The 21616-nt window shown below is 65.2% G+C and carries 21 protein-coding genes and 1 tRNA gene; 17 read left to right on the top strand and 5 right to left on the bottom strand.

Translation table 11 applies throughout. The annotated features are described in order from the left end of the window. Nucleotides 1-179 precede the first annotated feature (179 nt). The gene (locus tag L1885_RS03850) at nucleotides 180-1358 is read right to left on the bottom strand and encodes a hypothetical protein (protein WP_235795531.1); all 1179 of its coding nucleotides are present in this window, start codon (nucleotides 1356-1358) and stop codon (nucleotides 180-182) included. Between the two features lie 291 nt (nucleotides 1359-1649). Here L1885_RS03850 and L1885_RS03845 point away from each other — a divergent pair. Further along, nucleotides 1650-1736: transfer RNA gene (locus L1885_RS03845), tRNA-Ser, on the top strand. 165 nt (nucleotides 1737-1901) lie between these two features. Here the strand turns inward: L1885_RS03845 and L1885_RS03840 are convergent. Then, the gene (locus L1885_RS03840; protein WP_235795530.1) at nucleotides 1902-2657 is read right to left on the bottom strand and encodes a GntR family transcriptional regulator; all 756 of its coding nucleotides are present in this window, start codon (nucleotides 2655-2657) and stop codon (nucleotides 1902-1904) included. A 78-nt stretch (nucleotides 2658-2735) separates the two neighbouring features. Here L1885_RS03840 and L1885_RS03835 point away from each other — a divergent pair, with 78 nt between their 5' ends. The 7 genes from L1885_RS03835 (at nucleotide 2736) to L1885_RS03805 (ending at nucleotide 7103) form a co-directional block, all read left to right on the top strand. After that, entirely contained in the window at nucleotides 2736-3014 is a 279-nt protein-coding gene (locus tag L1885_RS03835; protein ID WP_235795533.1) for a hypothetical protein, read from the top strand. A 135-nt stretch (nucleotides 3015-3149) separates the two neighbouring features. Next, nucleotides 3150-3335, top strand: a complete 186-nt coding sequence (locus L1885_RS03830; RefSeq protein ID WP_235795529.1) for a hypothetical protein — start codon at nucleotides 3150-3152, stop codon at nucleotides 3333-3335. Nucleotides 3336-3534: 199 nt separating this feature from the next. Next, nucleotides 3535-3759, top strand: a complete 225-nt coding sequence (locus L1885_RS03825) for a hypothetical protein (protein WP_235795528.1) — start codon at nucleotides 3535-3537, stop codon at nucleotides 3757-3759. Continuing rightward, nucleotides 3756-4514: a GntR family transcriptional regulator gene (locus L1885_RS03820; RefSeq protein ID WP_235795527.1), complete on the top strand. Its 759-nt coding sequence runs from the start codon at nucleotides 3756-3758 to the stop codon at nucleotides 4512-4514. Before L1885_RS03825 ends, L1885_RS03820 begins: the two co-directional genes overlap by 4 nt. Continuing rightward, nucleotides 4498-4800: a hypothetical protein gene (locus L1885_RS03815; protein WP_235795526.1), complete on the top strand. Its 303-nt coding sequence runs from the start codon at nucleotides 4498-4500 to the stop codon at nucleotides 4798-4800. The genes L1885_RS03820 and L1885_RS03815 overlap by 17 nt, the downstream gene beginning before the upstream one ends. Nucleotides 4801-5337: 537 nt before the next feature. Then, nucleotides 5338-6462: a DUF8371 domain-containing protein gene (locus L1885_RS03810; protein ID WP_235795525.1), complete on the top strand. Its 1125-nt coding sequence runs from the start codon at nucleotides 5338-5340 to the stop codon at nucleotides 6460-6462. 287 nt (nucleotides 6463-6749) lie between these two features. Beyond that, nucleotides 6750-7103: a PadR family transcriptional regulator gene (locus tag L1885_RS03805; protein ID WP_308117274.1), complete on the top strand. Its 354-nt coding sequence runs from the start codon at nucleotides 6750-6752 to the stop codon at nucleotides 7101-7103. Between the two features lie 1088 nt (nucleotides 7104-8191). Here L1885_RS03805 and L1885_RS03800 read toward each other — a convergent pair. After that, nucleotides 8192-8644 carry an NUDIX hydrolase gene (locus L1885_RS03800; protein WP_235795524.1) on the bottom strand — a complete coding sequence of 151 codons (453 nt, stop codon included), beginning with the start codon at nucleotides 8642-8644 and terminating at the stop codon, nucleotides 8192-8194. Here L1885_RS03800 and L1885_RS03795 point away from each other — a divergent pair. The 5 genes from L1885_RS03795 (at nucleotide 8636) to L1885_RS03775 (ending at nucleotide 13460) form a co-directional block, all read left to right on the top strand. Then, nucleotides 8636-9748 carry a tyrosine-type recombinase/integrase gene (locus tag L1885_RS03795; RefSeq protein WP_235795523.1) on the top strand — a complete coding sequence of 371 codons (1113 nt, stop codon included), beginning with the start codon at nucleotides 8636-8638 and terminating at the stop codon, nucleotides 9746-9748. The two genes, L1885_RS03800 and L1885_RS03795, sit on opposite strands and share 9 nt — an antisense overlap. 119 nt (nucleotides 9749-9867) lie before the next feature. Further along, on the top strand, nucleotides 9868-10356 hold the full coding sequence (locus L1885_RS03790) for a TIR domain-containing protein (RefSeq protein ID WP_235795522.1): 489 nt from the start codon (nucleotides 9868-9870) through the stop codon (nucleotides 10354-10356). Then, nucleotides 10350-11213, top strand: a complete 864-nt coding sequence (locus L1885_RS28810; RefSeq protein ID WP_268983560.1) for an HIT family protein — start codon at nucleotides 10350-10352, stop codon at nucleotides 11211-11213. Before L1885_RS03790 ends, L1885_RS28810 begins: the two co-directional genes overlap by 7 nt. Before the next feature lie 1011 nt (nucleotides 11214-12224). Continuing rightward, nucleotides 12225-12668 (top strand): hypothetical protein, encoded by a 444-nt coding sequence (locus L1885_RS03780; RefSeq protein WP_235795520.1) that lies wholly within the window; start codon nucleotides 12225-12227, stop codon nucleotides 12666-12668. 357 nt (nucleotides 12669-13025) lie between these two features. Further along, nucleotides 13026-13460, top strand: coding sequence for an HIT family protein (locus L1885_RS03775; protein ID WP_235795519.1), 435 nt, complete (start codon nucleotides 13026-13028; stop codon nucleotides 13458-13460). 610 nt (nucleotides 13461-14070) lie between these two features. Here L1885_RS03775 and L1885_RS03770 read toward each other — a convergent pair. Beyond that, nucleotides 14071-15543, bottom strand: coding sequence for a TIR domain-containing protein (locus L1885_RS03770; RefSeq protein ID WP_235795518.1), 1473 nt, complete (start codon nucleotides 15541-15543; stop codon nucleotides 14071-14073). Between the two features lie 507 nt (nucleotides 15544-16050). Here L1885_RS03770 and L1885_RS03765 point away from each other — a divergent pair. After that, nucleotides 16051-16473 carry a hypothetical protein gene (locus tag L1885_RS03765; protein ID WP_235795517.1) on the top strand — a complete coding sequence of 141 codons (423 nt, stop codon included), beginning with the start codon at nucleotides 16051-16053 and terminating at the stop codon, nucleotides 16471-16473. Nucleotides 16474-17782: 1309 nt separating this feature from the next. Further along, the gene (locus tag L1885_RS03760) at nucleotides 17783-18961 is read left to right on the top strand and encodes a fibronectin type III domain-containing protein (protein WP_235795516.1); all 1179 of its coding nucleotides are present in this window, start codon (nucleotides 17783-17785) and stop codon (nucleotides 18959-18961) included. 285 nt (nucleotides 18962-19246) lie between these two features. Here the strand turns inward: L1885_RS03760 and L1885_RS03755 are convergent, their stop codons facing one another. Next, entirely contained in the window at nucleotides 19247-19417 is a 171-nt protein-coding gene (locus L1885_RS03755; protein WP_235795515.1) for a hypothetical protein, read from the bottom strand. 163 nt (nucleotides 19418-19580) lie between these two features. On the opposite strand from L1885_RS03755, the gene L1885_RS03750 reads away from it, so the two are divergent. Both L1885_RS03750 and L1885_RS03745 read left to right on the top strand, forming a co-directional pair. After that, a complete protein-coding gene (locus L1885_RS03750; protein WP_235795514.1) occupies nucleotides 19581-20102 on the top strand; it encodes a SigE family RNA polymerase sigma factor in 522 nt (173 codons plus the stop codon). Between the two features lie 85 nt (nucleotides 20103-20187). Then, complete coding sequence (locus L1885_RS03745; protein WP_235795513.1) at nucleotides 20188-21447, top strand: hypothetical protein; 1260 nt, start codon at nucleotides 20188-20190, stop codon at nucleotides 21445-21447. The last annotated feature ends 169 nt before the right edge of the window (nucleotides 21448-21616 follow it).

Raw genomic sequence — 21616 nt, 5'->3', positions numbered from 1 at the left:
GGGTGCGGCGCGCCGGAGGCGGGCGCTGCACGGGAGCGTGCGCGCGGGGCTCCCGTGGCCCGGCCCGCGCGACGGCGACCGGAACCACCACCCGGCGCGAGAGCGGACCGCCGCCACAGCGGAGCAAGATCCGACCACTGATCCGGAGCGGGCATCAGCCGGGCGGGGGCCGCGGGACCCTACCGGCCCTCGCCGTCCTCCTTGCCGTCCTCGCCGTCCTCGCCGTCCTCGTCGGACGGCGGACGCCGGGCCGTCGGGCGGCGCGGGCGCTGCTCGGCCCGCCGCGTGGGCCTGCGGTGCGGCTGCTCCTCCGAGCCGGATTCGCCCTCGGAGGGCCGATCACCGGACCGCTGAGAACCGCGTGTCGCAGGCCGCCTGCGCGGACGCTCCTCCGCGTGCTCGGCAGAACTCCCGCCCTGCCCCACGGCCTTGCGCCGCACCTTGCGCCGCTCGCCGCTGGTGTCACCGCCGCCGCGGTGCGTGCTCTCGGACGCGGCCTCCACGGCCGGACGGGCTTCGTCGGTTGCCGAGTCCGCCGTCCGAGACAGATCCCGCTCCGTGTCCTCAGCAGCGCCGCCCGCGTCCTCGGCGGCGCCGCCCGCGGCCTCACCGGCCGCGCCCGCCGCATCACCCGCCGCCTTCCCCGCGGAGCCGGCGGCCTCGCCCGCCGCGTCCGTGGCGCCCTTCGCCGCACCCGCCGCGGTGTCCGTGGCGTCACCGACGGCGTCGCCCACGCTGTCGGTCGCCTTGTCGGCGGTCTTCGCGGCGGTGTCGGTCACGCCCTTCGCGGCGCTCGAAGCCGTCTCCGTGACGTCCTTCGTGGCATCGGCGGCGGCGCCGCCCAACTGCTCACCGGCGTTCCCCACCCCGCGTCCGACCTCGCGGCCCGCCTCCCCGACGCCACGCCCCACCTCGCCGAGCGCTTCACCACTCGCCGAGCCGACGTCCTCGACGGCGGAACCCACCGACGACGTGATCTGCTCGAGGATCTGCGGGTTGCGGTCGACCGACTGCAGCAGTCGCTCCACCACGGCGCCCACGGTGTCGAGGCGCACCTTCAGCAGGGCCTGCGCCTCCACGCCCTTGATGTCGAGCTCGACCCGCCCGAGCGCCACATCGGCGCCGACGTCGAGCTTCAGCAGGTCGAGGACCTCGGCGTGCAGCGAGACCTTCGCCCGCAGATCCTCGACCTGCAGGTTGATCTCGTCGATGTTGAGGGTGGGAACGTCCAGCAGCACATCGGGCTCGGAGTCGGCAGGGCGGGCCTCAGCGGCCTCGTCGTCGACCAGTTCGGAGTCGACGGGCTGGGACTCGTCGGAGGGTTCGTACGCGTCCCGTATCTCGGAGTCGTCATCCACCCCAACACCATAAAACGGACAATCGCCCCCCGCCCCGCGAGCCCGCACACCCCAGCCCCGCCAGGGCCGGCGCCCCTCCCCCAGCTCCACAGCCCCCGACAGCAGCGACCCCGAGTTGCGATCCAACGCTCCCCGTGCCCGCCCGGGACCTTCCCCGGAACGCGCCCCACGGAGCCGGCGTACCACCCGCGACGCCCGCAACCCCGGCCCCCAGCACCCCCACCGAGTCACGGCCGAACCCTCCCCAGCCGGTAGGCTGTCCCTCGCCCCGACGCGGCTGCGCCGGGGCGAGGTGGGTTGCCCGAGCGGCCTAAGGGAACGGTCTTGAAAACCGTCGTGGCAGCAATGTCACCGTGGGTTCAAATCCCACACCCACCGCAGGTAAACGGCCCCTGACCAGGCAAGACGGTCGGGGGCCGTCGCCATGCCCGGTACCCGCCCGGCACCGCTGTCCCCCCTGGTTTCCCGCTCTTGCGGGCACAGATGGGGCACGCAGGGGGCACGGAATCCGAAGATCAAGCCCGGTCACCGGCCGTCCACCGACTACCGGTTGATCGGAATCTCGTACACGATCTCGCAGTGGGCCGCGGGCACCACGATGTCCGCCGTCTCGACGGGCTGCCCTTGGTCGCTGTAGTACGTCCGCCGGATGTGCGTGACGAGCGCGGCTTTCTGGATGCCGAGTAGCGACGCCTCTTCGGCTGTCGCCTGCCTGGGCTCCGGCTGTTCCACGGCATGGGTGACGGTCACACCGATCACGGCCATGCGGTTCACCACGCCCGCTCCTGCGTGCGGCCCTCCTTCGGGGAGGACGACGAGCGACCCGGCGGTGAGGTCGTAGGGTTCCCAACTCGTCGACAGCTGGACCGGCCTGCCGTCCGCGAGGAACTCGTACACCGTCCGGACGCACAGCTCGCCCTCGGCGATCCCGAGCCGCGCCGCGATGTCGGCAGGCGCCGGCACCTTCGCGTCCGTCCGGCTCTCCCAATCGCCCTGCCTGCCCACGGCCTTCATGTCCGCCCGGAACGGTGACGCACCCGGCTGCTCCCGCGCTGACGACCGTACGACGCGCACCCGCTGCCGAGGCTCGGCGACGTAGGTGCCCGAACCGGCTCGCCCCTCCAGCACGCCCTGGGAGATCAGCAACTCCTGTGCCCGGCGGACCACGTTCTCGCCCACTCCGCATTCCTGGCCGATCTGGGCGCGGGACGGCAGGCGATCCCCCGGCTCCCATACGCGCTCCGCGATCCGCTGCCGGAGTTCGTCGGCGATACGGAGATAGGGCGGTTGCTCAGGCATGTAGAAAATCTAGTCCACTAGCTCTAACCTAGTTAACTAGCTTCACTCAAAGTGATCGCTGGTGACGGAGGCTGCCCTGTGCCCGCTTCGGGAGTTAGCGCGGCGGCCATCGCCGCCCGGCTGTCCGCCCTTGGGCTTCACGCACGAGTGGAGGAACACCCTCGACACACGTCGGTCGAGGCGGAGCTCTTAGACACGCTCTCCGCCGAGACATGGCAGCAGGTCGTGGACGTGGTGGCCGAGGCCGATCGATTCGGGCTCCTCGCCACCAGCATGAACGGCCGCACCCTCTGGGCGGTCGTACGCAAAACGGTCCCCACGACGGGCGATGTCGGGGGACCGGGCCGTCAGCGATAGGAGCTGATCAGCGTGTTCGACCGTATCCGCCGTGCCGTCTCCCGCACCAGAGTGCGGAGTTCCAAAGGCCGGCACAGCCGCCCTCTCACGCCCCCCGAGCCTCTCTGTGCCCCGTCCTCGCCGTCATCCGCTGCCGTGTCCGCCCTCGCCCTGAGTTGGGGTTCCGGCCAGGCGACGAACCCGATGGCGCTCGCGGGTGAGGACGTCGCGCTCGTCCGCCCGTATCTGCTCGCGTGGGAAAGGCGCGTGCGGCCCCGCACGGTGGTCGTAGCCCCGTACCTGTCGAGCGACGCATGGTCGGCCCTCGTGGGGGTCCGCTGATGCCGCCTCGTCGACAGCCACACGTCACGGCCGCCGTGTCCATCCCGTACCGATCGACTGCTTGCCGGATCGGCACGCACGCCACCTGCACGGAATCCACCCCGGCCCCGGGCCCGGCCGATCTCCCGGTGTTCTACGAAGCGTGCATGTGCCCGTGCCACTCGGGGCCCGCCCCGATCACGCCCGTGGAGGTGACGCGGTGAGCGCCTGGACGTCCACGGGGCCGCTGGTCTCCCACGTCGAAATCACCGCGACCACCGTGCAACGTGGAGACGTCATCCAACTCCGAGGCCGAGCCTGCCGAGTGCGGGATCTCGTCCAGCCCCGCCGGGGAGCCAAGCAACTGGTCTTCGAGTCGGGGGAGCTTCTGGCCATCCACGCGCGTACGAGGTTCGCCGCCGTGCGGACGTGGAGAGGGCGGTGACCGGGCCCGTGCCGCCTCGCCACCACGCCATCGCCGACGACCTCCGGCAACAGATCACGACCGGCCGCATGCACCCCGGCGAACGGCTGCCCTCCGAAACCGCCTTGGCCGACCGATACGGGGTCAGCACCGTGACCCTGCGACGTGCACTCGCGACACTCCAGGGGGAAGGGCTCGTGCAGAAGATCCACGGCAAGGGCAACTTCGTCCGTCGCCCGGTCCGGAAGATGCTGTACGTCAGCGGCTGGGGAACGTTCGACCCGTGGACCGCCGCCGAGCCGGCCTTGCGCGTCACCGTACGCAGGACCACGGTTCAGGCCCACGGCCACATCGCGACCCTCTTGAAGGTGCCCACGGGCAGCCCCGTCTCGGAGTTCTCCTGCCTGAGCCTCCAAGGGGAGTCGCCGCACGGTCTGGCCCGCATCTATATGCCGTGCGACCTAACGCCGGCCGGATCGCTCGACGACGACTCCGCGCATCGAAGGGCGTTAGCACGATTCGCCGTCCTCGGTCCGCTGCCGCAGGCCGCCGTCCGGGAATCGGTATCTGCTCGTCCCCCGACACCGGACGAAGCATCGGCCCTCCGGATCGGCTCGACGGCGGCGGTGCTCGCCATCACCCGCATCGCCACCGACTCCAGGGAACGCGTCGTCGAAGCTGCGCTCCTGACCTTCCCGGGAGATCGCGTCGACGCCGTCTTCACCTCCCACCATCTGATCGACGAGAGGCCTACCCAAGATGACAACCTCGAATGAGCTGCGGCTTCTCCCGTGGTCGGGTCCGGAGGGCAAATCCTGCTACTTGAGTACCGACGACCGGGGTGGCTACCTGTCCCGCTTGGCGGACGACGTCGAAACGGTGCAACTCGGCATTGCGGCCGAACTGCTGGAACAGGCATCCGAAAGCCTCGGCGACGAGGACGCGGACGCTGAGGACATGCGGCGCCTGGCGAAGGAACTGACCGCGGTGCTGACTGACGTCCTCCGCGTCGCGACGAGCCGCGGTCACCTCTTGGCGGCCACCGAATCACAAGGGATCTGAAGGTCTGCCACGGAACAGCGCGGCCTGCCAACACGGGGAGGGTGGCCCGAACACACATCCGGGCTCCCCTCCCCGAAGCGGCCTTCCGTCCGATCGATCCTCCCCCGTGCGCCCGTCAGAACCTCAGCCGACGACAGTCAGCCAAGCTGTTTGGTGACGTCGACCAGGGCAAGCCGCGCTGGCGGGGCCTAGCGATGATGCCTTGCGACTGTGACTGCTTCGTCCCGAAGCGATGCAGGCGGGAGAGCGACCTGCGGTCGGACCGCTGTTGACCTGGGGACACGGTCCCTGAGCGTCTGTGGTCGTCCGTGTGTGTTGCGGTTGTAGCGCAGCTAAACGCTCACTCAATCGGGCAGCTTCGCTTCCGGCCAGGTGGAATGAGGGGATAGGTGCCCTCGGCCTCGTCCGTGTCTCCGTGCTCGTCGACAGTGATATCGAGCAACCCCTTCCTGCGTTCAACGCTCGACGTCCTCTACGCGGGGAGCGCCCACGACCGAGTATCGTCTCGTCACACTGAGACTGGAAAATGGAGGATAAATGGCCTGGAATGAGGTTCCTGCGAAGGATGACCCAAATCTATCATTCCAAGCTTATTATGTGCATCCTAATGTATTGCAGAACATGCTCAAACCGGTAAGTCGAGCCGTTTTTCAGGGCACTTGGAATTTGCCTGACAGGAGGGATTCTGGGGGGCTTCGGAAGGCGGATTTCGTAGGTCATGTCATTGCCGATCTAATCCGAGGGCTGGGGTTCGCGGAAATCTCGGAATCCCCTCCGAATCAAGGTGACTGGTTCACTCATGCGGGAGTCACTCGATATTCTCCCCGCGATGCACATTCGGATAATGCTGTCATTAACCTTCCTGGCGGTAAATCGGTCATGGGGGTGGTGCGGCATGATTGCCGTATCACCAATTCGGCTTCCGTTAATATGTCAGGGAATGACGATGTCTCATTCGTCGTAGGGCGGCTGCTGACGAGAGAGAAATTCGATCTAGTGGCGGCTGGATACCGTGAGCCGTTCGCCTTCCTCTCTCGGGGGTTCGATATTCCCAGAGTCCTTGATGTGACTCAACGTGGGGATTTGTCGCAGATGGTTGACAGTAAGTCCTGGGCGTCGCGCTTCAACAGTGTTCGACTCGACATGCCCGATTCAGAGTCGCTCGCTGTGGCTATCGATGACGTTGTGGGGAGATTCGCGGCCGCGGTGGGCAGGGAAGGTGCTTGGAAACTCCTCTACGGGCGAGATGGCCGTCCATTGCATGAGTCGCATCACCAAGGCATGTTCAGGATTTTCTCACAGCTTCTCTTCGGGGTGCTGGGTATACATGTAGAGCCAAATGCGGATCATGGGTCCGGTCCTACGGATTTCACGCTCAGGCTGAATAATTCGGTAAACATCGTCGAGTTTAAGAAGGACGACAAAAGAGAGGAGATTAAACACGGATTGGCGATACAGCTACCGAATTATATGGATTCAGCAAGGGCGGATCGAGGCACTTATGTGGTGATGTGCCACAGTCGAGAAAAGGAAGAGGTTTATGAACTCTTGACGGAAGTGGTGGACTCCGATCCAACGCTGCCGGAAATTGACTGCTATGTCATCGATTGTCGACCTAAAGTGTCAGCCTCTAAGGCAAGATCGCGCTACTCGCGCGAGTGATGCGTCCGGGCCCGTTGGTGTCAGGCGCTGGTGTCGGGCCAACCGACGCCCTCTTGAAAGATCGGGTGTCAGTTCTTCTGGAAATGAGCCGGGGTCCCGATGGCCTGGGGCCCAGTGGGCGACCAATGCTGTGACCTGCGGCTGAGCCGTCGACGATTGTCGGTGTTGGTTGCCGTTGTGAGCCCTGGGGTGGCCCGCAGACGGCCCGATAAGGGTGCTCGTGCTGTGTGGTGACGTCTTCTCAGGAAACGCATACATCACCAACGCTTCATATGTAGAGTTAGCGCATGGAGCATTCCTTCCGCATCACTCCGGCGACACTCGACGTCATGGAGGCCTTTCTTGCCGCCTCTGGTGAGCTGCATGGCTTTGCGGTGGCCAAGGCTGCCGCACGGCCGACAGGCAGCGTGTATCCCATCCTCGCCCGCATGGAGCAGGCCGGATGGTTGGAGAGCCGCTGGGAGACCGGGCACCCGGACGAAGGTCGTCCTCGACGTCGTTTCTACTCCCTAACGAAGGACGGAGCCGCAGCTAGTCGGGCCGTCGTGCTGGAGCGACGAGGGCAACTTGCCCCCACTCGGAGCCGCGGCAGGCTGCGGCCAGCGCTACGGCTTACGAGTCGTTGGGGAGGTGCCTGGTGAGCGCTGCCGAGATTATCGTTCCCCTCGTGCTGGGCGTGATCGTCAACGAGGCTGTCGATGTGTGCCCCTGGCTAGGGCGGACGCTGGTGCGTTGGTCTGCAAGGCGCATCACCGACGTGGCGATGGCCGAGCGTTACGAAGAGGAGTGGCTTGCTGGCCTCGAAGGCCGCCCGGGGAAGTTGCTGCAGCTGCTATCCGCGATCTCGATCGTCGTCGGGGCGTCCTGGAGGATGCGAGACATCTTTCGTGCAGCAGATGCAGGCGATGCGCGAAGGCGTAGGCGCTGGCCACGCCCCCACATGAGGCTAGAGTTTCCGAGAGGTGGGCTTCGCCTCTACTGGGGCTATGTCACGTCTCTGCTAGCGGTGGTCGCGTGGATCACTGGGCAAGGATCGTGGATGGGGGCCCTCACGCTCACGAGTGTGAGCCTGCTGTACTTCGCCTTTCAGGTGCCGACCACCTGCGGTGTCTCGACTGGGTCTCGGGTGGCGTGCCGTAACACCTCGCGTGGTCTCCTGCTGGGGTGCCGTATTCGTCAACACCGGTGGGCTTGGCTACGAGAGCTGCGAAGCACTGTTCGCTAAGTAGTCGGGAGCTCCGTGGATCTGCTTCTGCTCTGCGCTCCTGTTTCCTGCGGCAGCCCTTCCTCAACCCACCACTCTCCCCAGCTCCCATCCCGTCCGCCTTCGACCCACACACCGTGGAGCGGGCGTGGTTCAGGGCGTCAAGGTGGAGCGCGCCACTGTACGAACGACCTTGACGCCCTGGGCCGCGTCTGTTCGGCTCTGCCTGCGTCGAAGGTGGTCGGGATGGGAGCCCCCGACGCTCGCCCTAACGATGCCAGCACTCGCAGGACGGGCCCTCCCACCCCGGACGCATGAGCGCCCCCGCCGGAGGCATGTCCTTGTCGGTGAGTTGCTGGCGCCCCTTGGATCTCGACTCGTAGCCTCGGCCCTATCCCTCGTGGGCGCGCGTCGGCGGACGGTGCGCGGCGCGGGCCGAAGGCAGGAGCGAAGCGCGACCGGGAGCCGGGAGCGCGCCCGGCGGAGCGGAGCGCAGCCGGGGGCCTTGATGAAGTAGAGAAAGTCTTATCCCGCTGACATCAGGCGCCTGCCGTCGTGACTGCGGATGTGGGGGTCGTTGCCGTCCAGGGCGTCCAGGAGCCTGACCGCGTAGACCTCGGACATGCGCTCCCTGACCTCGTCCGGGGTGAGCCAGGAGACCGCCGTGGACTCGCTGGACGTGCGCTCCGTGCCCCCGGCCGGCTTGCACCGGAAGACCAGGGCTACGACGCCGCGGGTCATGTTCTTGTAGACGCCCGTGAGCCCGTCGACCTCGACGCGGATACCTGTCTCCTCCAGAACCTCGCGGGCGACGCCGGCCTCGGGGGTCTCGTTGAGTTCCAGGATGCCGCCGGGGAGTTCCCAGGTGCCGTTGTCGGCTCGGCGGATCGCCAGGAGACGGCCGTCCTCGCGCACCACCACGCCGGCTACGGACACGGAGTGCAGGGGAGGCGTGGTCGCGTCCTGTGATTGACTCATGTAAAGGAGCTGCCGTCCGGCCGCTTCCAGGCGCGTTACCCGGGGCCGGACGGGCTGCTTCGTCCCGCAGAACGGACCTTCGCCACCAAGACGGATGCCGACCGCTGGTTGATGCGGAAGCGCATCGAGATCGAGGAGGGGAAGTGGATCGACCCAGCGGAAGGGCAGACCACTGTGCGCGACTGGTCGGCCCGTTGGCTGGCGGCCGTCTCGCCGCAGCTCAAGCACAAGACGCGGGCCTCGTACCGGTCACTGATCAATTCCCTGATCGTCCCGGAGCTCGGCGACCGTGAGCTATCCGCGCTCCGGCCGATCACGGTCGCCGAGTGGGTGGGCGCGATGAAGACTCGGGGACTCAGCGCGTCACGCATCCGGCAGGCGTACCGGGTGCTCTCGCAGATCATGAGGGCGGCCGTCGACAACGAGATGATCCCGCAGACGCCGTGCCGGGGCGTGAAGCTTCCCCGGATGCCGCAGACGGAGCCGCACATCCTGACACCGCTCGAAGCCTCCCGGATGGTCCAGAACGCGGCGGCTCCCCACGACCTGCTGATCGCGCTTCTCGCCTACGCGGGGCTCCGGGTCGGGGAGGCGTTCGCACTGCGGCGGGTGGACATCGACGTCGCGGGCGGCTTCGTCCTGGTCGACGAGAACTTGGCTGAAGCGAACGGGGAGTTGGTCTTCGACACCCCCAAGACGCACCAGAAGCGGTTGCTCCGGGTCGGGCCTTCGCTGGCGGAGCGATTGGGCCGGCACCTGGAGGCGCTGCCCGCAGGGGAGGACGTCCTGCTGTTCACCACTCCGGCCGGAAAGCCGCTGCGCTACAACCAGTGGCGCAAGGCGTACTTCGACCCGGCGGTCTCGGCGGCGGGGCTGACGGACGTGACCCCACACGACCTCCGGGCCTCGCATGGCACATGGGTCGCCGACCGGTACGGCGTCATGACCGCCGCGCACCGGCTCGGCCACTCCAACGCGAGCGTCACCACGCGGCACTACGCCCGACCGGTCGCCGGTCGCGACGACCAGGTGGCGGAGGCAGCGGACCTCTGGCTCAGCGGGTCGGGTACGGACGACGGCTCTGCGGATGCCGTTTCAGACTGATCACCGTGGCGCTCCACCCAGTTCAACGACCCCCGATCATGAACTGGCCGGGGGCCGTTGGCTTGAGTTATGGCTAGAGTCTCCTTCACCGATCTCGGCACTCCGCAGGAGGGGGCGGCATGGCCAAGTCAGTCTTCTACAGCTTCCACTACGAACGGGACGTCCACCGCGTACAGCTGGTGCGCAATTTCAAGGCGCTTGAAGGGCAACCAGTTTTGAACGCTCAGAAGTGGGAGGAAGTACGGAGGCAGGGCAACCAGGCAATCAAGAACTGGATCCATGAGCAAATGGCCTACAAAAAGGCCGTCATCGTGCTGATCGGCAAGAATACGGCGAGCCGGCCGTGGGTGATCTACGAAATCGAGAAGGCGTGGGCTGACAAGAAGCCCCTGCTAGGTATCCGTATCCACGGGCTCTCCTCATTCGGAAGTATCGATACTCCGGGTGCGGATCCTTTCGCGAAGGCCGCTGGTGTGGGCTCGATACCGATCTTCGATCCCACCTCCATGGACTGGTATGGGCGGATCGATAGTCAGGCGACCTACAACAAGCTGCTCAACAACCTGGAAGTTTGGTCAACTCAGGGCGTGATCAAGCGGTCATGGTAGGCCCGTCTCGTTGCCCTTTCTGTGCGATCATCGCAGGGGGCGATACCAGCGCCAGGCTGGTGTACCGCAATGACAAGATCACTGCCTTCTTCCCCTTGGATCCCGCGACGCGGGGACACACTCTCGTGGTGCCAAACCGCCACGTGGCGGAGCTCACGGATCTGACGGTTGCCGAGAGCCGCGACTTGGGCGAAGCGGTCCATCGAACCACGCGAGCAGTCCGCTCAGCCTTGTCACCTGACGGGTTAAACGTCATCCAATCGACTGGGGAGGTCGCTACCCAGACCGTACCTCACGTGCATTTCCACGTGGTGCCTCGGTGGCAAAACGACCGTATAACCCTGCGTTGGCCCACAGGTCCGGCTGAGGATGGTGCGGCTCAGGACCAGACCCTCATCGCCATTCGGAGAGTCCTTCCAGATGAAACGAGCGTTGTCTCAGCCGAGGATCGTCGACAACATCTGTCGTTCATTCAAGCGGTGATTACCCGTATGTCCCAGGCATCGTCGTCTTCCAAGTCGTGGCTGCTCCCGATCGTAACCGCCACCTATGGGTATTCGATCACCAAGAATTCAGTCCTGGTTGGGTTGATTGGCTGTCTAGCGGTACTCGTCTTCGGTGTCCTCGATGCCAACTACCTAAAGCAAGAGCGTGCATTCCGGAAGCTCTATGATGAGGTTGCATCCGGTCGTCCCATCCCGGCGTTCTCCATGAACCCCGCGCTTGCTTCGCCAGCTGGTGGCAGAGTCAACTACTGGCCCGACAAGCCCGACGTGCGCTCATGGGCGGTAGCACCGGTGTACCTGCCACTGATCCTGGCTGGCCTGGGGATCGTTGTCTGGTCGCTCTGCCACTGATGCGACGCGTGCGACGATCATTGTTAGTCCGGTTGCCGGGGTGATGACTGGTCTGCGAAGCGGCAGACTTCCGCCTCGTAGGGGGCAGCCACGAGCCTGGGGCACGTAGCGGGCACGACGACAATGATGACGGCCCCAACGGGACGTCAGGGGCCGCCTGACCTGCGGCGGAGTCGGGAGGCCCCACGATCGCCGAAAGATCTTGAAAACCGTCGTGGCAGCAATGTCACCGTGGGTTCAAATCCCACACCCACCGCAGCAGCTTAACGAAGCAGCAGGTCACGAGGGGTGCTCCCAGCTTGGGAGCACCCCTCGGTCGTTGAGGCTGTCTCACTGCTTCTCGCCCGTGGACGGGAGTGGATCAGCCTCTGTCCCCCAGGTGTCCGCCAGAAGCCGTGCCGCGGGATGCAACTTCCCCACGTCATCAAGGCACCCGCCGCGCACTGCGCGGCGCGCGGCCCGTCGTCCGGGCCTGCGCTTCTGTCTCCGCCCCGCGCCAGCCCGGCTGCCGTCCGCACGCCTGACAGCTCGGGGTAATGGGTGAGGACCCGCGATGCGGCCGAGGCGGCGCGAGTGCGGCTCAGGACGTTGCCTCCGGCGGGGGCGCTCAGGCTCCGGGATGGAGAGGGCTCCGTGGGCGGGTGCCGGCCGGTGGAGTGTGGCGGTGGGGAACTCCCATCCCGTCTGCCGTCGACCCAGTCAGAGCCGAGCAGACACGGCACTGGGTGTCCAGGTCGTTCGTACACCGGCGCGCTCCACATAGACGCCCGGCACTGCGCCCTGCTCCAAGGTGTGTGGGCGACGGCAGACGGGATGGGAGCTGGGGGTGTGGTCGGTGACGATGTTGTCTCCATGCCTCATGGTGACCAGTCGCGGCAGCCGATTGCCTTTCAAGGGGAGACGCCAGCCGGACCTGACCCGGCCGACGCCTGAAACCTCCCCTTCCGCTCGCCGGAGTGCCAAGATGGCGGCGATCACCCTGTGCCTCGTCAGCTAGCGGAGGAACTTCGAGTGACGACGAATCCTGCACCGTCCATCCCCATAACCTCAGAGGAGATTAAGCACCTAGAGATGATTCAGGCCGTTGTCACGAGGCTCGCCAACGGCTCATTCCTCATAAAGGGATGGACGTTGACCGTGGCTGGAGTCTTCTTCGGGCTCGCTGCCAACAACCTCAGCTGGAAAGTAACAACAGCCGGGATGGTTCCACTCTTCGGGTTCTGGCTGCTTGATGGTTACTACTTGAGGCAGGAGCGCCTGTTTCGAAAGCTCTACGACGATGTTCGGAAACCTCCTATGGCAACTGAACTATTCTCCATGAATACACTTCCTTACCACTCGCAAGTCCCTTGGTGGAGAGTGATCCGTTCACACACTCTTGTGAATTTCTATGGGGCATTGTTCTTGGTGGATTGCGCTTTCACAGTCGGAGCTATCGTGAAGTTACTGAGATGAACCGGAATTTCGTGACTAGCCACCATTGCGGATTCGAACGACGCCTCCCACCCACTCCGTGATACTGTCGGAGATATGTGAATAGACGTTCTGGCTAGACAGGTATGAGGGGTCGTACGCCTTCACTTATCCGGCACGTAATGAAAGCCGTAAAAGACGCTGCGTGCCACTCGGATCCCTCGCCTTGACTGCGCATTGAAGGAGCCCCTGCATCGGCACCTAGCCGCCATCAAGGCACATGACAGGGAAAGGACAACAGCCCTCTGCGATCGGCGTCGAGCCCAGGTGGCGACCGCGCGGCGAGAAGCCAGGTTTCGAAAAGGTTCCCTGATTATTGAACGTTGAGCCGATTGGTGAGTGGTTTTGAGCGGCGGGGCAAACTGCATTTTTTGTGCGATTGTTGAACACAGGGAACCGGCGCTTCGAGTATTCGAATCCAGTAGCGTCCTCGCCTTCCTCCCTCTGGCGCCAGCCGCGTTTGGGCACACTCTCATTATTCCAAAGAGGCACGTGGGGGATCTCTGGGAGATTACCAAAGAGGAGATGTCTAACGTGATGGAGGTATCTTTGGTGATCGCCCACGCGATCAAGGAAGCAATTTCGCCGGATGGTTTGAACCTGATCAATTCATCCGGCGCGGCCGCAACCCAGACCGTCCCTCATTTCCACGTTCACTTGATGCCGCGCCGGAAAGGGGATTCAATGGGGAGGATTTGGCCGGAGAGTCCCAATTGGAAGGAGGGTGATTTGCTTAAAATGGCGCATATGATTCGAGTAAATATTGAAATATAGCGGAGGGAAATTTGGTGATGGCGTGCCCTTTCCGACCTGACGGTGCGGGCGGGTGCTTGGCGAGCTATACGATCTGGTGAAGCTCCTGGTAGATGAGTTCACGGCCAAGTTCACGCGTGCTTGCGCTGAAGCGACACCTACGCCCAGTCGGCCGCCGCGCATCGGGATTGCGGCCGTCTACCGCTACGTCTGCGAGGCGAAAGAAGGCCTGGCTGCGCTTGCGCCCAGCCTGGCCCAGATTACGAGGACCGCGAGCCGGCCGGCCTTTGCGATCCTCGACGGCACCTGCTGCCAATCGACCGGTTCGCCGTCCGGACCCACGGGATCGTCGACGTACTCGCAGCCACATGGCTGAACTGCTCGGCAGGCAAGGCGTACCAGGGCGCCGGCCCCTGGGGCCGAGACCCTTTCCTGGACTGCCGTCTCAAGCGGCGGCAGCGGTGGCACATCAGCATCTACACCATGATCCGCTGGCTCGGCGAGCAGGCCATGGCTACTTTGAGAAGGTCCGTCTACTCCTGCGGAAGCTCTGCTGCAGCACGAACAGGATTACCGACGTGTTGTAGGCCGTTCTTGCTCTTCACGACGCGAAGCGTGGGTTTGAAAACCCTTACTGCCTGTCTTTCAGCATCTTCGTCAGTACAGCGGCATGCTCGGTTGCTTGAGATACAGCATTTCCGTCAGGAGCGAAGGTGAGGTAGCCCAGGCCGCGTACAGGATCAGTGGCCGATGGAGGAATCTTGCTCGACCAGATTGGAATCACTTCACCGTCGGCGAAACGGCTCGTGTACATCCCAACCTCAAAAAGTGGCCATCGCTTTGTCCCGTACATTTCCCCAAGAACAGCGATTACGAAACGGGATCCTGAGGCATAGATGGGCCCCATGTAGGTCTCAACATCCTGCCCCAAAAAGCGATGCTGCTCGGCCATGTCATAGAAGACGGTGTGGCCGAGATCCTCAAGGGCATCTCTTAGGCTTTCGGCGAATGCGCGATCTTCGCCTGCAAAGGAGAGCGCAAAGTCATAGCTCTCCTCGTAGTCAACCTTCGTGAATCCGACCTCTCGGATGAAGTCTGCCCAGGAGATATTTCGAAGGTAAAAGATCAACATGGGATTTTCGACAGATAGAATCCCGGTATCTGAATCAAAGTGAAGGATTTCAGAAATTCCATCACTGTTGGTTAGATTCTCAAGGTATCCACGTTCAGAAACGAGGCCGACGCTGGCCTTTTCGGACGGATGCTTGCGCATCTCGTCCAGAATCGAAATACTCCACGACTCCGATTCTGAGAGCCAGCGCAAAATGTGAAGGTACGGAGCTCTACCGCTCGGTCGAAACTTAGTTCCGCGAGCAAAGCTTCGGATGACGCCGCCAAATCGGTCTCGCTGCCTAGAAACGACTCGCCGCTGAATGGCCGAAAAGGAGGTGCCTACCTGGGTGCGCTCCTCTGGCTTCTCTAGAATTTCCGCGAGTACGCACGCCTCCATGCAGAGAAGTTGCGCCAGGTAAAAGCTCCCCTTGGACTTTTCCACGATGAGGTCTCGGGCCCCAAAGCTGACGTTTAGTGCGGCCTCACCCGAAGTCACCAATTCCTCGATCTTCGAGTCTGGCTCAACTTCAAATCGAACTACATCGATCCTGTTGGAGAGGTCCGGAGAGGCCTTGATTAGTGATCGGCCCGCCTCGTTGATTCCGATAATTACGATCTTGCGGTGCGGGTCTTCTGTGTCGGCCATAATTTTCAGCAGGTCGGAGATTTGCGACTTTACCGAATCTTGGAGGCGATGGAAGTCGTCGATCACCACGGTGCCGAATTTTCCAAGCTCGTGGAGAAGCTCGATATACTCCACATCGCTCGGAGATCGCGCCGATAGCTGAACGACTTCTTCGTTCATTTGGTTATCGCGAAGGGCTTTGATGACGGCGGTGCTTTTCCCGATACCTGAGGGGCCCTCAACGATTACTCCACGTCCAGGGGATCTGAGTGCAACTTTGAGGCGGTTGTATTCAGAGGGCTTGACGAATGTGTGAGTCGGAACACCTGAGATTTTGAAGACGTCTTCGACTCGTACCAAGGACATTCAAGCTCCCTGAGAATTTACGTAGGCGGCGCACATGCTGCCGTTGATGCAGTAGATTGTACTTGCCCATAGGGAGCTTAGGCCTGCGATCTCGTAGTTGGGCAACGGATAAGCCCCGAAATCGGCCAGTCCTGGGCTTCTTGGTTGCCTGAGGTGCCTCGCTGTTAGCCGAAGCCGCCGCGGGAAGCCGGGAGGGCGCGTCGGATCCTTCGTACGCGGAGCGATCCGGCGTCGTGAGGCGGTGACCGCGGCTTATAGCCACGCGGAGCGCGTCCCGCACGGGTTCCGTGAGCTCCTTCGCCAAGAGGCGGGGCTCGGCTCGGCCCGACTTTGAGTAGGCGATTACCTCCATGGCGTGCTTCAGAAGTTCCTGTCCGTCGTTGAGTTGGGTGGCTTCGGTGCTGTCGGGCAGGTGAGTTAGCAGTAATTAGCCCATCGAGCGATTGTGGGCACTGCGCAGGCACTGTAGGTTCCCGCTCACGGATCGATGTAGCTCAGGGGGCAGGGATGTCCGGATACGGCCGCGCGGACAGCGAGTGGGACGAGCTGGTACATGACGGTCATGGCTTTCTCGTCGAGCGAGCAAAGCTGGGCAGGCTCACGTCGTACACCGAGCTCAACGTGACTCTGGCCAGGCGAACAGATTGCCGTCCCTTCGACTTCGAGCGTGTTGACGAGCGGGCCGCGATGGGGCATCTGCTGGGACTGATCGTGGAACGAGACCAGGAGATAGCCCCCTCAGACCCGCCTCTCATGCTTTCGGCCCTGGTGAACTACCTGGGTGCCAACGACGCTGGCCCTGGCTTCTATCAGTTGGCCAAGGAGCTCCAGCTTCTACCCATCGCATCGGCAGATGAGAAGTTCGACTTCTGGGTCAAGCAAGTGAAGCGGCTCTACGAACGCCATGGAGCGGGACCAGCGGTGGCCTGAGATCAAGCACCCTGAGTGTCTAATTGCGTGACAACGCCGACAGACAGCGGGGGACACCTGCACATATCTGCGGACCATCGCAGCAGGTAAGAGGCGCACCGGCCCCCAGGCCGAGCGCCCCCAAGTGACGCTCCGAGTGCACGCAGGGGCGCTAGTCGAGACTCAGGTGGGCGGCCACGCCTTTGTATAGCGCGGCGACCTCCGGCGGCGTTCCGTGGGGGTAGCGGGCAGCGAAGAGGGCGCCGACCCGTGGCTTGCTGGTGGTGTCCCTCTGGGCTTGGTCAAGGATCTGGGGATCCAGGCGCCTTAGGTAGGCCTCCAGTTCGCCGGACTTTTGGCGGTCGTCGCCGAACTGGTTTGCGAGGGTAAAAACGCCTGCCGTCCTCCAGTAGTTGGTCCAGGCGGTGAAGTCGTTGGCATCGGTGGGAGGGTTAAGGGGCCGAAGTTCCTGCTTAGCAAGTTGTTTGGCGTGCCTATCCGATACACGTGTATCAACTCGAAGGGTCCGTGAGGACCTGCGACCCTCCGGCATGCCGCAGCGCCCCGCACGGCCGCCTGCAACCTGAACCCCCATGCAAGTTGGAACGCGTGTTGGTGGCACACCTCATGTTTTTCGCTGCCCACCGGTTAGAAGTTTGCAGGTCAGGTGAGAAGGGGTGTTATTCGCTGAGCGGCACACCTTCTGCGTGCGTCTTGTCGCACTCTGGCTCGCGAATATCCCATCCTTGACCAGCGCGTGCGGCCAACCCACGGCCAGGACTTACGGCCCATCGGCCCCGCCCTCGTGCTCCGCGAGCCCTTGATCGATCAGGGCGTGCATCTTGGCTTCCTCGGCGTCCGACTGACCCAGATCCGTGCGTCGTTGTCACCCGCCCGAAGCACATATGCGCGGACCCCCCCATGTGCGGGGGAGCGTCGGCCCCGACCGGCGCCGAGGACGCCCGCACCTGCTGTTTTCCGCGCCCGTGGGGGATGGCCCCTTCGATTCGCGCGACTCGCGGTCAAAGCCACCCGCCCCCACTCTCCGCGAAAGCGCGATGCTCAGCCGTCGCCGGATCGCGCCGGGGCTGCCGGATGGGAAGTCGTAGGCCACCGGCCCGGCGCGCGGATGGGGCCGTTGGCGTAGGCGAACTCAGCCGAACGAGCCTGCAACCATTCCGGGCGACCGCAGGTCTCCCTGTCGCAGTCACAAAAGGGTGGGAACGGGCGGACGGGGATTTCCGGGATGCGCATCTCGGTCGACACGGCAGGGGGGCTTGTCGGCGTGTGTGCGGCCGGTTGACGTCCGACCGGATCAAGGGAGCGCCCGATGGGAGACATCGCGGCATGTTCCTGCACGACACAACATCAGGAGGAACACGTGCGTAATCGCATTGCGATTGCTGTCGCCGCCGCGGGCGTCGCGGCGGCCACCATCGTCACTGCGGGGGGTGCGCAGGCTGACACCAGTGTCACAGTGCGTTCCGGCAATTTCGTGTCGGCTCTCTCCGACACCCGCGCCAACGGGCACGTCACGGTGGGCGACAACGGGATCGGCGTTGCGACGGTGGGGACCGACAGCACCGCCAAGGCTGCCGAGTACTGGTCGTCCCCGATGGCTCTCGCGGACACCGGTACTCCTTCGCTCGGCTGGACGGGTACGGCCGCGGAGCCCGGTATCCAGCTCGTGACCGACTTCGACGGCGACGGCAAGGCGGATGCCATCCTGGTCGGCGAAAAGGTGTACGGGGGCGACTGGTGGGTTTCTGATTCCGCCGCGCAGTTCGTCAAGGACGGGGCACCGGAGCACACCGGCGGTTCCGGTTCGGCGAATCACGGGACGCTCGCCGAATGGCGCACCGCGTTTCCCAAGGCGCGGGTGCTCGACACCGGCTTCTCGCTCGGTTCCGGCGTGACCGGTTCCGGCATCATCTCGAAAGTGGTCGTCGGAGGCACGACGTTCACGTTCGCCGGGAAGGACGCCCCGGCGACCATTCCCACCACCGCGCCGACAGGTGTCACGGTGACGTCCACCAACACGAGCGTGGCATCCCTGAAGTGGACCGCCGTTCCCGGCGCGGAGTCGTACTTCATCTACAACGGCGGTTCCGTCGTGGGCGCGTCCACCGGCACGACGGCGAACGTGTCCGGGCTGAAGAGCAATACCGGATACGACTTCTCGGTTGCCGCGGTCGGTGCCGGTTCGGCCGGTCCGAAGTCCGGTGTGGTGCACGCGGTCACCAAGCCGTTCACGTTCACCGCGCCGAAGGGCCTCAAGTGCACGGCCAAGGCCACGGCCCTGCACTGCACCGCGACCGCCGTCACTGGTGCGAATCGCTACGGCTGGTACGTGAACGGCATCGCGCACGGGTCTTCGGACGCCCCTGCGTACGACATCGTGAGTCTCGCGAAATCGACCACGTACGCGATCAGTGTCGCGGCTGACAACGACACGCAGAGTCCCGGTCCGCAGTCCGCGCGCGTCAACTACAAGACCCTCGCGAAGTAGTACGACAGACCCGGTTCGAGGCGGTGCCGGCGAAGATCGGAAACAGGCACCCCCGGTTCTGAGAGGTGCCGGGTCACGGCGGCGTGACCCGGCCGCCCGACCGGTCCCGTGCCGTCGTCCCGCGGTACGGCACGGGCGGTCACGTCCCCGTCATCGTGACGGCGGCAACCCGGAGCGCGAGGCCGCCCCGGTGCGAGGCGGGGACCGCTTGCGGTCTCGGCGGTGGCGCGCGCTCGAGTCCGCGGACGCGCTGTAGTACCTCCGCCGGAGACGTCACGAACGCCGCTACCCGGATGCCGAGCAGCGACGCTCGTCAGCAGTCGCCTGCCTGGGCTCCGGCTGCTCCTCGGGCGTCGCCTGCCCGGGCTCCGGCTGCTCCTCGGGCGTCGCCTGCCCGGGCTCCGGCTGCTCCTCGGGCGTCGCCTGCCTGGGCTCGGGCTGTTCCGCGGTCGTCATCTGCCCGGGCTCCGGCTGCTCCTCGGCCCGAAAGAGCCCCGGAAAGCGGGCCCACAGGACCGGGCGGGGCCGGACGGTGCCGGTTGGCCCCGGGAGGACCTGGCGGTGCGCGGGGTCTGGTGAAACATTTCCGGTCCCCCGGTGCGTCAGTGAGGATGTGAGGGTGAAGAGCGGGACCGGGCGCGCGGGTCGGGTGGACGGCTTCAGGGAGTTCGCGGCGAGCCGCGCGGGGCAGCTCTTTCGCTCGGCGTGCCTGCTGACCAGCGGCGACGTTCACCTGGCCGAGGATCTCGTGCAGGAGACGCTGGGCCGTATGTACACCGTGTGGGGGCGTTCCCACGTGGAGAACCCCGCCGCCTACGCCCAGTCCGTGCTGGTGCGCTGCTTTCTCACCTACCGGCGCCGGCGTTCCGCGACGGAGCGGCCTCTCGGGGAGTTGCCGGAGGGAGCCGCGCGGTCGGCCGGCGACGCCGATCTGCGTATCGCCCTTCTCGACGCGCTCGCCCAACTCGCGCCGAAGGACCGGGCGGTGGTGGTCCTGCGGTACTGGGAGGACCGCAGCATCGAGGAGACGGCCGAGGCGATGAGCGTGAGCGCGGCGGCCATCCGGACCAGGTCGGTGCGCGCGTTGGCCAAGCTGCGCGCACAACTCGACGGCGAGTACGTCGAGTTCGTGGCGTCCTGAGGGGCGCGAACAAGAGGCCGGTCGGCCGTCGGCCGTATCCCGTTGTGTCCGTTGACGTACGTATGAGCAGGGGAGTGACTTCAGCATGCCGGAAGAAGAGGAATTCCTCGACGATCTCGGCCTGGCGATGCGCCGGACCGGCGACGCGTTCAGTCCTGCGGACGGCGGTGGGCTGGTTGAAGGGGGGCTGGCCAGGGGCCGCCGCAGGGTGGCGAGGAGGCGGGTGGCCTCGGTCGCGGGGAGTGTCCTGGTCGCGTCGGCGGTGGGGTTCGGCGGCGCGTACGGTGCCGGGCTCGTGGGCGCCGGGGGAACGCCCGCCGCTGCGCGCGCCGCCGCCCCGTCCAGCGTGCCCGCCACTCCCGCCGTCTTCACCGGGCAGCAGATGATCGCAGCCCTGCGCAGGGTGATGCCGGCGGGGTCGATGACCGGGGTCGAGGCCACCGGCGTGGACGCGCCGGGGGGCCCCGCGGTCTCGCTGGTGTTCGACGACCACAAGGGGCCGGCCGCGATGAGTCTCGTGATCGAGGGGGCGAACGGCGACGGGAACGCGACCGCGAGCGACCGCGTCACCTGCCCCGACAAGGGCGTCGTCCCGTACGAGGACTGCTCGACCAGCACCCTCCCCGACAAGTCCCGGCTCATGATCATGAAGGGGTACGAGTATCCGGACCGGCGGGCGGAGACCAAGCTGTGGACCGCGACCCTGGCCACACCCGACGGAGGCACGGTCGAGGTGCAGGAGTGGAACGCACCCACGGAGAAGGACTCCCCGGTCTCGCGCCCTGAACCACCGCTGAGCGCGGCGGAGTTGCGGAAGCTCGTGGATTCCGATGCCTGGCACGAACCCCTCAGGCAGCTGGCCGGGCGGCATACGCGCTCCCCCGAGCCGCCGCCGGTCGCGCAGGGCCCCGACGGGGCCGCGCTGAGGAAGACCGTGCGCTCCCTGCTGCCCGCCGGCGTCAAGGTCACCGGTCAGGGCACGGGCGACGACGGCGGGTACACCTACCTCCTCGTCGACGACGGCAAGGGGGTGACGCGGCTGGAGATCAACGTGCAGCCGGACATGTCGGACGCCCGGAGCGACCTCTTCGGCGCGGGTTCGACGACGCTCCCCGATGGGACGGACGTATCGAGGAGCAAGACCCCGGGCGAGAAGGGCGGCTCCGGCATGGTGATGTGGAAGGCCGACACGCTGCGGCCCGACGGGCTGCGCGTCGTGGTCTTCGAGAGCAACGGCGCCCAGCAGTTCGGCCCGAAGACGCGGACCACGCCCGCCCTCAGCCTCGATGAGCTGACGAAGATCGCCACCAGCAAGCAGTGGCTGAAGTGGAGTCGGACCTCTTGAGGCTGCCCGGTACGGTTCCGGTGACCGTCCCTGGTCGAGCGTCCGCCTTCCCTGCCTGGGTGGACGCCTCTGGTTGAGCGGTCGCCTTCCCTGCCTGGATGGCCGCCTCTGGTTGAGCGGCCGCCTCCGAGACCGGTCGAGCGCCCCATCAGGGCTTCTGGGAAAAGGA

Source organism: Streptomyces fuscigenes, assembly GCF_021556455.1.
GTDB lineage: Bacteria > Actinomycetota > Actinomycetes > Streptomycetales > Streptomycetaceae > Streptomyces > Streptomyces fuscigenes.
Note: the sequence above shows the minus strand (reverse complement) of the source record. Positions and strands in the feature narration are given on the sequence as shown.

Excerpts from the sequence above, each read along its gene's own strand:
- L1885_RS03805 (WP_308117274.1), top strand. The coding sequence starts at position 6,750 with ATGGAGCATTCCTTCCGCATCACTCCGGCGACACTCGACGTCATGGAG.
- L1885_RS03815 (WP_235795526.1), top strand. The coding sequence starts at position 4,498 with ATGACAACCTCGAATGAGCTGCGGCTTCTCCCGTGGTCGGGTCCGGAG.
- L1885_RS03790 (WP_235795522.1), top strand. The coding sequence starts at position 9,868 with ATGGCCAAGTCAGTCTTCTACAGCTTCCACTACGAACGGGACGTCCAC.
- L1885_RS03765 (WP_235795517.1), top strand. The coding sequence starts at position 16,051 with ATGTCCGGATACGGCCGCGCGGACAGCGAGTGGGACGAGCTGGTACAT.
- L1885_RS03800 (WP_235795524.1), bottom strand. The coding sequence starts at position 8,644 with ATGAGTCAATCACAGGACGCGACCACGCCTCCCCTGCACTCCGTGTCC.
- L1885_RS03770 (WP_235795518.1), bottom strand. The coding sequence starts at position 15,543 with ATGTCCTTGGTACGAGTCGAAGACGTCTTCAAAATCTCAGGTGTTCCG.
- L1885_RS03840 (WP_235795530.1), bottom strand. The coding sequence starts at position 2,657 with ATGCCTGAGCAACCGCCCTATCTCCGTATCGCCGACGAACTCCGGCAG.
- L1885_RS03810 (WP_235795525.1), top strand. The coding sequence starts at position 5,338 with ATGGCCTGGAATGAGGTTCCTGCGAAGGATGACCCAAATCTATCATTC.
- L1885_RS03745 (WP_235795513.1), top strand. The coding sequence starts at position 20,188 with ATGCCGGAAGAAGAGGAATTCCTCGACGATCTCGGCCTGGCGATGCGC.
- L1885_RS28810 (WP_268983560.1), top strand. The coding sequence starts at position 10,350 with ATGGTAGGCCCGTCTCGTTGCCCTTTCTGTGCGATCATCGCAGGGGGC.
- L1885_RS03755 (WP_235795515.1), bottom strand. The coding sequence starts at position 19,417 with ATGACGACCGCGGAACAGCCCGAGCCCAGGCAGGCGACGCCCGAGGAG.
- L1885_RS03760 (WP_235795516.1), top strand. The coding sequence starts at position 17,783 with ATGGGAGACATCGCGGCATGTTCCTGCACGACACAACATCAGGAGGAA.